The sequence below is a fragment of the Streptomyces sp. NPDC055506 genome, from assembly GCF_053643595.1.
Genome location: NZ_JBSHKH010000201.1, coordinates 1 through 10207 on the forward strand (window position 1 = coordinate 1; position 10207 = coordinate 10207).

8 protein-coding genes and 1 pseudogene are annotated in these 10207 nt (G+C 72.1%); 1 reads left to right on the forward strand and 8 read right to left on the reverse strand.

Going from position 1 to position 10207, the window contains the following annotated elements:
- The first annotated feature begins 79 nt into the window (after positions 1-79).
- Positions 80-1468, forward strand: coding sequence for an OFA family MFS transporter (locus ACWIF2_RS38685; protein ID WP_454366137.1), 1389 nt, complete (start codon positions 80-82; stop codon positions 1466-1468).
- A gap of 97 nt (positions 1469-1565) precedes the next feature.
- On the opposite strand, the pseudogene ACWIF2_RS38690 reads toward ACWIF2_RS38685, so the two are convergent.
- The 8 genes and pseudogenes from ACWIF2_RS38690 to ACWIF2_RS38725 all read right to left on the reverse strand — a co-directional run bounded on the left by ACWIF2_RS38690 (position 1566) and on the right by ACWIF2_RS38725 (position 10128).
- A pseudogene (locus tag ACWIF2_RS38690) lies at positions 1566-2635 on the reverse strand (sugar phosphate isomerase/epimerase family protein).
- 82 nt (positions 2636-2717) lie between these two features.
- A complete protein-coding gene (locus ACWIF2_RS38695; protein ID WP_454366139.1) occupies positions 2718-4157 on the reverse strand; it encodes an alkaline phosphatase family protein in 1440 nt (479 codons plus the stop codon).
- Entirely contained in the window at positions 4154-5323 is a 1170-nt protein-coding gene (gene eboE / locus ACWIF2_RS38700) for a metabolite traffic protein EboE (protein ID WP_454366141.1), read from the reverse strand. The genes ACWIF2_RS38695 and eboE overlap by 4 nt, the downstream gene beginning before the upstream one ends.
- 3 nt (positions 5324-5326) lie before the next feature.
- Positions 5327-6247: a TatD family hydrolase gene (locus tag ACWIF2_RS38705; protein WP_454366143.1), complete on the reverse strand. Its 921-nt coding sequence runs from the start codon at positions 6245-6247 to the stop codon at positions 5327-5329.
- The gene (locus ACWIF2_RS38710) at positions 6247-6972 is read right to left on the reverse strand and encodes an EboA domain-containing protein (protein WP_454366145.1); all 726 of its coding nucleotides are present in this window, start codon (positions 6970-6972) and stop codon (positions 6247-6249) included. Before ACWIF2_RS38710 ends, ACWIF2_RS38705 begins: the two co-directional genes overlap by 1 nt.
- The gene (locus tag ACWIF2_RS38715) at positions 6969-7940 is read right to left on the reverse strand and encodes a sugar phosphate isomerase/epimerase family protein (RefSeq protein ID WP_454366147.1); all 972 of its coding nucleotides are present in this window, start codon (positions 7938-7940) and stop codon (positions 6969-6971) included. Before ACWIF2_RS38715 ends, ACWIF2_RS38710 begins: the two co-directional genes overlap by 4 nt.
- Complete coding sequence (locus ACWIF2_RS38720; RefSeq protein ID WP_454366148.1) at positions 7937-8980, reverse strand: SCO3242 family prenyltransferase; 1044 nt, start codon at positions 8978-8980, stop codon at positions 7937-7939. The genes ACWIF2_RS38715 and ACWIF2_RS38720 overlap by 4 nt, the downstream gene beginning before the upstream one ends.
- The gene (locus tag ACWIF2_RS38725) at positions 8977-10128 is read right to left on the reverse strand and encodes an inositol-3-phosphate synthase (RefSeq protein WP_454366150.1); all 1152 of its coding nucleotides are present in this window, start codon (positions 10126-10128) and stop codon (positions 8977-8979) included. Before ACWIF2_RS38725 ends, ACWIF2_RS38720 begins: the two co-directional genes overlap by 4 nt.
- Positions 10129-10207: the final 79 nt, after the last annotated feature.

Here is a 10207-nt window from a genome sequence, read left to right on the forward strand (position 1 = left end):
GCCCGGGACCAGTACGCGCACGAAAGGCATGGGACAGGGGGCGCTGGCCAGATCTTTCGACGCAAGGGGTGCAATCCACGTGACAACCACCGACGTTCCACGGGTCGCCGCCTATCGCGAGGTGACCGACAAGAACGGACGCGTCTATCGCGTCGGCGAGTCCGACATCGACATCATGGGGCGCAAACGCAAGTGGATGGTGATCCTGCCCTGGATCGGCATGATGGGCATCTCCTCCGCCGAGTACGCGTTCGCGTCCGCAGAGGACACCCTGCACACGGCGCACAGCTGGAACAGCATGCACATCTTCTGGATGATGACCGTCTGGGTCTTCTTCCAGGCCGCGGTGGCCTTCCCCGCGGGCAAGCTGCGTGAGAGCGGAAAACTGCCGGCCCGCTGGGCGATGATGTGCGGCGCGGCGGGCACCTTGCTCGGCTATCTGTCGCTGGCCTTCGCACCGCACGTCGTCTTCGCCTACATCGGCTTCAGCATGTTCAGCGGCATGGGCGCGGGCATGGTGTACGCCACCTGCGTCAACATGGTGGGCAAGTGGTATCCGGAGCGCAAGGGCGGCAAGACCGGTTTCGTCAACGGTGGATTCGCCTACGGCTCGGTGCCCTTCGTCTTCATCTTCAACGGCTACATGGACCTGACCAACTTCCGCTGGGTGCTGGTCTCGGTGGGTGTGTTCCTGGCCGGCATCGTCGCGTTCTCCGGCTACTTCTTCAGGGACCCACCGAAGAACTGGTGGCCCGCCGCGATCGACCCGCTCAACCCGCCGAAGGACCCGCGCGCGGCGCGCTCGCTGCGGATGAACCCGCCGGCGGTCCGCCAGTACTCCCCCAAGGAGGCGTGGAAGACCGGCCGGGTGGCCCTGATGTGGTTCTGTCTGGCGTGCACGTCCGGCGTGAACATCTTCGGTATCGCGTTCCAGGTGGACATCGGCGAGGAGGCCGGCTTCGCGGGCGGGATCGTGGCCACGGCCATGTCCCTCAAGGCGATCGTCAACGGTACCGGCCGTGGTGTCATCGGCTGGCTCTCCGACCTCTACGGCCGCAAGCGGTGCCTGCTCGCCGTGTGTGTCATCCTGGGCCTGGCCCAGTTCGGCATTCTCTGGTCGGCGGACAGCAAGAACCTGACGCTGTTCCTGATCTTCTCCGCGATATCCGGCTTCGGCGGCGGCGCGATCTTCCCGATGTTCGCGGCCCTCACCGCGGACTACTTCGGCGAGAACAACAACGCGTCCAACTACGGCATGGTCTACAGCGCCAAGCTCGTCTCCGGTCTGGGCGCGGGTATGGGTGCCGTGGTCGTCGGCGCCTGGGGACACTCCGGTGCCTTCATCCTGGCCGGCTCGATCTCGCTCTTCGCCGGCTGTGTGGCGCTGTTCCTCACCCCGCCGGGACGCGACAAGGAAGAGAGCCGCATCGTCCCCAATCCACAACCGCTCGGCGAGGACACGGCCTGATCGTGACGCGCCCGGACAGGGCTCGTGGGCTGACCGTCCCACGTGTGAGGAGGCCCCTCCCCGGTACGGGAGGGGCCTCCTCATGCCGCTACGGCCCTCAGCACTTCTCCCTCAGGGAGTGCAGGTGCGCGCTGGAGCGGCGCGCGAAGGTGAAGGACTCAGCCGGGTTGTCGTGCTCGGCCTGCCAGTGGTGGGCCATGCGGTGGCCGCGCAGCCGGGTGACGGCGGAGATGAACCGCTGGTAGTCGATGTCGCCGTCGCCCACGTCGGTCATGTTGTAGCCGTACGGGTTCGACGGGTCGCTCTCGCCGTCCTTCACATGGAACAGCGGGTAGCGGTCGGGCCGCTTGAGGACGTAGTCCAGCGGTTCGAACGGCGCGGGCTTGCCGTCGGGCCGCTTGGAGAAGCGGAACTGGCCGACGTACGCCCAGTAGATGTCCATCTCCAGGTAGACGAGGTCCGGGTCGGTCTCCTTGAGCAGGATGTCGTAGAGGCGGACCTTGGGGTTGTCGGTGGCGAAGGAGAACTCCTCGGAGTGGTTGTGCTGGTAGAACTTCATGCCCCGGGCCTTCGCCGCCGCGCCGTAGGTGTTGAACTCCTCGGCGGCGCGCTTCCAGGCGTCAACGGTGGAGCCGTAGCGGAACGGGCCCGAGGCCGTGCCGATGTGCTTGAGGCCGAGGGCCTGGGCGTCGTCGAGGACCTTGGTGAGGTTCTGGGCGAAGGTGTAGGCGCCAGGGTCGTTGGAGAGTAGCCGACGTGGCTGCCGATGGGGTTCAGACCGTGGTTGCGTGCCAGCCGCTTGAGCTGGCCGAGCGTGATGGGGCCCGCTGAGCCCTGGGTGTAGCCGGCGAACTCGACCTCGTCGTAGCCGTACCTCTCCAGTTCGGCGAAGACCGGTCCGAAGCCGAGAGTGGAGACCTTGTCGCGCAGGCTGTAGAGCTGGATACCGAGGCGGCCGGGCGGCAGGACGGGGCGGCCTCGGCCCTTGGCGCCGGACGCGGTGGCGGCCGCGTTGCCGGTGGCACTCTGCGGGTTGCCGGTGGCGGCCGTCGCGGGGGCCGCGGCGCCGAGCAGGGCGGCGGCTGTGGCGCCGGCGGCCACGCCGAGCATGCCGCGTCTGCTGAGGCGGTGGGTGAGCTCGGGATCGGGCTGGGAGAAGCGGCTCATGCGTGGAACTCCTCGTGATCGCGGGGCGTTGTCAGTGGTGAGTGCTTCACTTGTGACCAGTCGGATACTGAGGGTGACGACCTCAGGTGAGACCGGCGAGTCGGAGCAGCAGTGACTTCACATCGGTGGCCGCGACGCGGTCGCCGACAGCACGGGGGGTGGAGCAGATGAGGAGCGGACCGTCGTCGTCGCTCGCCGGAAGGCGGCCGTGGCTGCCGCGAATAGGTGAGGGGTCCAGGGGCACGACCGCCATGCGGTAGCGCATGCCGAGCTTCTTGCGCGCCAGTGCGGTGGCCGCCTTGACCTTGACGTAGGGGTCGAGGGGATCCATGAAGAGTTCGACCGGGTCGTAGCCGGGTTTGCGGTGGATCTCGACGAGTCGCGCGAAGTCGGGCGCGTGGGCGTCGTCGAGCCAGTAGTAGTACGTGAACCAGGCGTCGGGTTCCGCCACGGCGACGAGTTCGCCCGCGCGCGGATGGTCGAGGTGATGGGTCTTCTTGCCCTCGTCGTCGAGGAGTTCGGCGATGCCGGGCAGGCCGTCGAGGGCGGACCGGGTGGCGTCGAGGTCCTCGGGGCGGCGCACATAGACGTGGGCGATCTGGTGGTCGGCGACCGCGAAGGCACGGGACGCCATCGGGTCGAGGTACTCCATGCCGTCCTGGGTGTGCACTTCCAGCAGTCCGGCGCGGCGCAGAGCGCGGTTGATGTCGACGGGCCGGCTCACGCGGGTGATGCCGTACTCGGACAGCGCGACGACCGTGCGGCCCTCGGCGCGGGCGTCGTCCAGCAGCGGGGCCAGGGCGGCGTCCAGGTCGGCGGCCGCCTTCAGGGAGCGCGGGTCGTCGGGGCCGAAGCGCTGCAGGTCGTAGTCGAGGTGAGGGAGGTAGCAGAGCGTCAGATCGGGGTGCCGGGTGCGGATGATGTGGCGGGTCGCGTCGATGATCCACCGGCTGGAGACGAGGTCGGCTCCGGGGCCCCAGAAGTGGAAGAGGGGGAACGTGCCGAGCCTTTCGGTGAGTTCGTCGTGCAGCGCGGCAGGCCGGGTGTAGCAGTCGGGTTCCTTGCGGCCGTCGGCGTAGTAGACCGGACGGGGGGTGACGGTGAAGTCGGTGTCGGCGCCCATGGCGTACCACCAGCAGATGTTCGCGACGGTGTAGCCGGGGTGGGCGCGGCGGGCGGCGTCCCAGAGCTTGTCGCCGGCCACGAGCCCGTTGTGCTGGCGCCACAGCAGGACGTCGCCGAGTTCGCGGAAGTACCAGCCGTTGCCGACGATGCCGTGTTCCGAGGGCATGGTGCCGGTGAGGAACGTGGACTGGGCGGCGCAGGTGACGGCGGGCAGGACGGTGCCCAGTGTGGCGCGGGAGCCGGACTGTCCGAGCGCCTTGAGACGGGGCATGTGGTCGAGGAGACGGGGGGTGAGGCCCACGACGTCGAGGACGAGGAGGGGTGTGGGGCCTGCCGGGGCCGGATGGGTGCCCGGGGCGGAAGGGTCGGTGCCTGGGGCGGAAGCGTGGGTGCTCACGGCAGCTCCTTCAGGCCGAGGTCCGTCAGCAGGTCGCAGGCGAGGGTGAGTTCGGCGGCGATGCCCTCGGCGAGCTGGGTGCGGCCCCGGGGGCGCAGCTCGGGCGGGAGGGCCTGCCAGGTGTAGGTCTCTCCCTCCAGGTGGCGGGTGAGCGGGGTTGGGCCGCCGACGAGCCGGGTCAGTGCGGTCTTCAGGACCGGGAGTGTGGAGGTGAGGGGCGCGGCGGGGGGCGCGTGCAGGGGGACGTGGAAGTGGGCGCGCCAGGGTGCGCCGTCGGGCAGGGCGTGGCCGGCGAGGGCCTCGTCGAGGTCGTCGGTGGCACGCAGCCCGGCGGCGGTGGCGGTACGGGTCTGGTGCAGGAAGCGGGGTTCGGCGAACGCGGCGAGGGCGTCGCGGACCTCCGGCAGATGGGGGTGTTCGGCGTGCAGGGCGGCCGAGAGCTGGGATTTGACGACGGGGACGCGGGCCTGGGTGAGGGCGTTCAGGGCGGTGTCCGGATCTTCGAAGGAGGTGGCGAGGTGGCAGGTGTCGACGCAGATGCCGATGCGGTCGTGGCCGATCGCGGTGAGCGGGGCGATGGCGTCGCGGGTGGTCTCGACGACGCAGCCGGGTTCCGGTTCCAGGCCGACGCGGATGGAGCGGCCGGTGAGTTCCTCGATGGCGTCGAGGCGTTCGGCGAGGGTGCGCAGAGCGGTGCGGGCGGTCTCCGCGCGTTCGTCGTCGTACGCGGTGCGCCAGGCGAGGGGCAGGGTCGAGATGGTGCCCTCGGCCACGTCGTCGGGGAGGAGCCCCGCGAGGACGCGGGCCAGGGCGCTGGTGTGGTCGAGGCGTTCCGGGTCGGCCCAGTCCGGCTTGTAGACACGGTACTTGACCTGCTCGGCGCCGAAGCCCTCATAGGGGAAGCCGTTGAGGGTGACGACTTCGAGGCCGCGCCGGTCGAGCTCGGTGCGCAGGCCGCGCAGTGCGGACGGGTCGGTGACGAGGGCGTGGGCGGCGTCCTTGGCGAGCCACAGCCCGATGCCGAGCCGGTCGCGGCCCAGGCGGCGGCGGACGGGCTCGCAGTGGTCGCGGAGCTGGGCGAGGACCCCGTCGAGGGTTTCGGCGGGGTGGACGTTGGTGCAGTAGGCGAGGTGGACGGTGGACCCGTCGGGGTGGCGGAAGCGCATGGTTCACGCCTCCGCGACGGGGACGCGAGCCGGCTCGTCGCCGTCTCCCGGGCCGTGATCCGGCTCGTGCGGATCCTGCGGTGCGCCGCGGAGGATGGAGTTGCCCTCGTGCGTGGCCTCCGTGCCGGTGACGTCGAGGTTCAGGCGGCCGCTGAGCCCGTAGAAGGCGACGGGGTTGCGCCACAGCACCCGGTCGACGTCGTCCTCGTCGAAGCCCTCGGCCAGCATCAGGTCGCCGACCTTGCGGGTCTTGAGGGGGTCGCTCCTGCCCCAGTCGGCGGCGGAGTTCACCAGGACCTGCTCAGGGCCGTAGGCGCGCAGGATCGCGACCATGCGTTCCTCGTCCATCTTGGTGTCCGGATAGACGGAGAAGCCCAGCCAGCAGCCGCTGTCCTTGGCCTCCTTGACGGTGGTCTCGTTGAGGTGGTCGACCAGGACGCGCTCCGGGGGCAGCGCGGACTCCCGGACGGCGTCGAGGGTGCGGCGCAGGCCGGCCAGCTTGTCGCGGTGCGGGGTGTGCACCAGGGCGGGCAGGCCGTGGTCGGCGGCGAGCTGGAGCTGCGTGGCGAGGGCGGTGTCCTCGGCGGGGGTCATGGAGTCATAGCCGATCTCGCCGACGGCCACGACGTTGTCCTTGACGAGATACCGGGGCAGTTCGTCGAGTACGGGCACACAGCGCGGGTCGTTCGCCTCCTTGGGGTTGAGGGCGATCGTGCAGTGGTGGGCGATGCCGTACTGGGCGGCGCGGAAGGGCTCCCAGCCGAGCAGGGCGTCGAAGTAGTCGCGGAAGGAGGCGGGCGAGGTGCGGGGCTGGCCGAGCCAGAAGGAGGGCTCGACGAGGGCGCGGACGCCGGCGGCGTACATGGCCTCGTAGTCGTCGGTGGTCCGGGAGGTCATGTGGATGTGGGGGTCGAAGATGCGCATCAGGACTCCTTGCCGTGGGGGTGGTCCGTGCCGGGGGCCGGGGTCACGGACTCGGTCAGGTCCAGGACGCGGGACAGGTCCTCGGGGACGGTGCGGCCCGCGGCGGTGCGCTCTGCGGCGTAGTCGCCCAGCATGCGGGCGAGTTCGCCGTCGCCCTGGGCGCGCCTGGGCAGGTCGGCCACATGCTCGACGGGGACGCCGGTGAACAGGCATTTCAGAACGGCGTGGCGCCAGTCGTGGGGGGCCAGGTGCCGGGCGGCGTACGGGCCGACGGCGGCGGTGAGGAGCCGGGTGTCGTTGGTGCGCAGGGCGTCCTCGACGAGAGGGAGGGCGCCGGGGCCGGACACGAGGTGGGGCAGGGCGTGCAGGACGGCGCGGCGTTCGTCGGCGGTGCCCTGGAAGTACACCCGGGTCAGGGCGTCGGTGCCGGCGCGGGCCGCGTGGAGGATGAGCACCCGGGCGGCGTCGGCGTGCGCGGCACCGCAGCGGCGGCCGGCCTCGGCGAGACGCAGTTCCCACGGGGAGATCGGCCCGTGGATGCCGGGGTGGGCGGCGGCCTCGTCGAGGGCGTGCTCGAGCCAGGACCGGGCGGCGGGGTCGAGGTGGGTGGTGAGGTGGTCCCGGAGGTCGGCGGGTGAGGGGGTGAGGGCGGTGCCGGGACCGGGTTGGCCGGTGTGGGTGGTGCTCTCGGTTCTCGCCGCCGGTGTGGCGCGGGGCTGGGTCATGGGGTGCTGCTCCCTTCAGGGGTGGCGGAGGGAGCGCCGTGGGGTGGCGCGGCCTGCTGGAGGGCCGGAGCGGGGGACGGCGGCGCGGTGGCCGCGACCTGCTCGGCGTGGCGGAGGAACGGGAGGGAGTGCGCGGCGAAGTGCGGGCCGGCGTGGGAGTGGCGGGGCAGTTCGACGACGGTCAGGCCCTGGTATCCGGTGGCGGCGAGGGCCGCCAGGACCGGCGGGAAGTCGATCTCCCCGTCTCCGAAGGGGAGGTGCTCGTGGACGCCGCGCCGCATGTCCTCGATCTGGACGTGGCGCAGCCAGGGGGTGGCGGCGCGCACGCACTCCGCGGGAGAGAGGGGTTCGAGGCACTGGCAGTGGCCGAGGTCGAGAGTGAGGCCGAGAGGCTCGGGATCGCCGAGGGTGCGGCGGAGGTGGTGGAAGTCGGCCAGGGTGGCGAGGAGGTGGCCCGGTTCGGGTTCGACGGCGAGCGGGATGCCGGCGGAGGCGGCGGCGTCCAGGACGGGCGTGAGGGTCTCGGCGAGACGCTTCCACGCGGTGTCCGTGTCGGTGCCCTCCGGGAGGACGCCGCTGAAGCAGTGCACCGCGTGGGCGCCGAGGTCGGCCGCGACCCGCACGGCCCGGACGAGGAGGTCGGCCCGGCGCGCCCGGTCGTCGGGGTCCGGGTCCAGTAAGGAGGGGCCGTGCTTGCGGCGCGGGTCGAGCACATAGCGGGCGCCGGTCTCCACCGTGACGCCCAGCCCGAGTGCGTCCAGCCGCCGCGCCACCCGTCGGGTGCGGGTGGCGAGGTCGGGGGCGAGCGGGTCGAGGTGCATGTGGTCGAGGGTCAGACCGACGCCGTCGTAGCCGAGATCGGCGAGGAGGGAGAGCGCGTCGTCGAGCCGGAGGTCGGCGAGACCGTTGGTGCCGTAGCCGAAGCGGAGGGGCTGGAGCGGAGCGAGAGGAGAGGTCTCCGGAGTCACGTCACACTCACCTTCTTCGCGAACCTCGCCCCCAGCGGGGCCAGGGCCGCGATGAGGAGTGCCGTGGCCGCGCCCTTGGACCGGGCGGTCAGGGCTGCCTGAAGGGGGATCGTGGCGCGGACGCCGGCGCCGACGGCTCGTTGGGTGAGCGGAGGTGAGGGGTTGAGCACGGCGTGGAAGTAGGGACGGGCGGTGGCCGCGGCGTAGGCGGCCGCGAGAGCGGTGGTGAGGTGTGCCGCGGGTTTCCGTCCGGGCACGGCTCCTCGAAGCCGAGTCGCTCGTGGCCCAAGGTGGTCAGCAGCTGTTGTCCCCCGGTGCTCTGCGGGGCGGTGCGTCACCACACGGGTCAGCAGGGCGGTCGTCGCGAGCGCCGCCAGAGGGGCCAGCGGCGAACCGCCCTGGGCTTCCCGGCGGGAGACCGTCGTGACGGCCAGTGTGTGGGTGCCGAGGAGGGCCGCTGAGGGGAGTGCCGGACGGGTGCGGCCGGTCGTCGCGGCGGCTCCCAGGAGCAGGTCGAGGCCACGAGCCGCGGCCATGGCCACCGGGCCCGCGGGTGTGTGCTTCAGGCCGAGGTCGTACGCCCAGACGGTCGCCGCGAGGGGTGCGGCGACGGCCAGGGCGGGGCGGCCGGCGCCGGCGGCCAGGGCCAGTCCGGCACCGGTGAGGGCGCAGGCCGCCGTGAGCGCGGCGGCCGGGTGGACGCGGCCCGAGGGCAGGGGGCGGTGCGGGCGTTCGACGGCGTCGACGTCGCGGTCCGCCCAGTCGTTGAGGGCCATGCCGGCCTCGTAGAGACAGAGGGAGGAGCCGATGGCGAGCAGGGTTCGGGCGTTGGGAGCCGCGCCGGTGGCGGCCGTGCCGGCCAGGGCGTCGCCAGGGACGCTGAACAGGGCGGGCAGACGGAGAAGTTCGGCCCAGGCGCGTCCGCGTCCGCGCCGCGACCGGCCGGTGCATGCGCAGGGGGCCGTGTCGTCGGCGCCGTCTCGAGGAGCGGCCGTGGACGCGTCCTCGGAGCAGCCGCAGGAGCCTTCGCGCAGCGTCACAGCGCTTCCCCCGTCTCGTCGGGCCGTGCCACCGGCCCGGGGCCCAGGCCCTCTTCACCGGCCCGTCCCAGGCGCCGCCCGAACCGGAGCAGTTCCTCGTACTGCTGGGCGAGACCGGACGGCCCGTCCCCGACGGGGTCCTTGAAATAGAAGCCGAGGGCGTCGAGCGGACCGGTCAGCCCCGCCTCGTGGGCGCGGGCCGTGAGCCGGGCCAGGTCCAGCACCAGGGGTGCGGCGAGCGCCGAGTCGCAGCCCTGCCAGATGGTCTGGAGGATCATGCGGGTGCCGAGGAAGCCGTCGAAGGCGATGTGGTCCCAGGCGGTCTTCCAGTCGCCGAGGGCCGGGACGTCGTCGATGTGCACCTCGCCCTCGGGGACGGTGCCGAGGGTGTCGGCGAGGACGCGTTCCTTGCCGGCGTTCTTCGCAGCGGCGGCGGCCGGGTCGGCGAGGGCGGCGCCGTCGCCGCCGCCGAGCAGGTTCGTTCCGGACCAGGCCCGGACCGTCAACGCCCGCTGGGCGAACATCGGGCCGAGCACGGCCCGCAGGAGGGTCTGTCCGGTCTTGCCGTCCCGGCCGGCGTACGGCAGGCCGCTCCGCTCGGCCTCGCGGGCGGCGGCGGGGTGGTGCATGCCTTCGGAGGGGGTGAAGTTGATGTAGGGGCAGCCGGCGCGCAGGGACGCCAGCGCGTAAAGGGTGCTGGCGGGCAGCGGGGTGCCGGGCCCCTCCGACGCGGGTTCGGTGGAGGCGACGTTCACCACCACGGCCCGCTCCAGTTCATGGCGGCGCACGAAGTCGCGTATGTCGTCTGCGAAGGCCGTGATCAGTTCGGCCTCGCTCCTGGTGTCCCCCGGGGTGGGGCCACCGGGCCTGATCTCCCGGTCGGCGGCCTCCAGTTCGGCGGCGACGGCGGTGGCGACACCGGGCGGGAGGACACCGCCGGCGGTCAGGGACTCGGCGCGTTTGGGCAGAGGGCAGTCGAGGGTGTCGTGGCCGCCGAAGACGAGGTCGGCCAGCGCGGGCAGGCCGCTGTCGGCGAACGCCGGGGCCTCGGTCACCATGCCGGTGGGCGGATGCAGCCCCGCGGTGATGGCGGCGCAGCCCGTGACGACGGTGGTGGCGACGGAGCCTCGGGCTCCGATCAGCCACACTCCCACACGCGGTCGGGAGAGGGAGGTTCGGTGGAGGCGACGTTCACCACCACGGCCCGCTCCAGTTCATGGCGGCGCA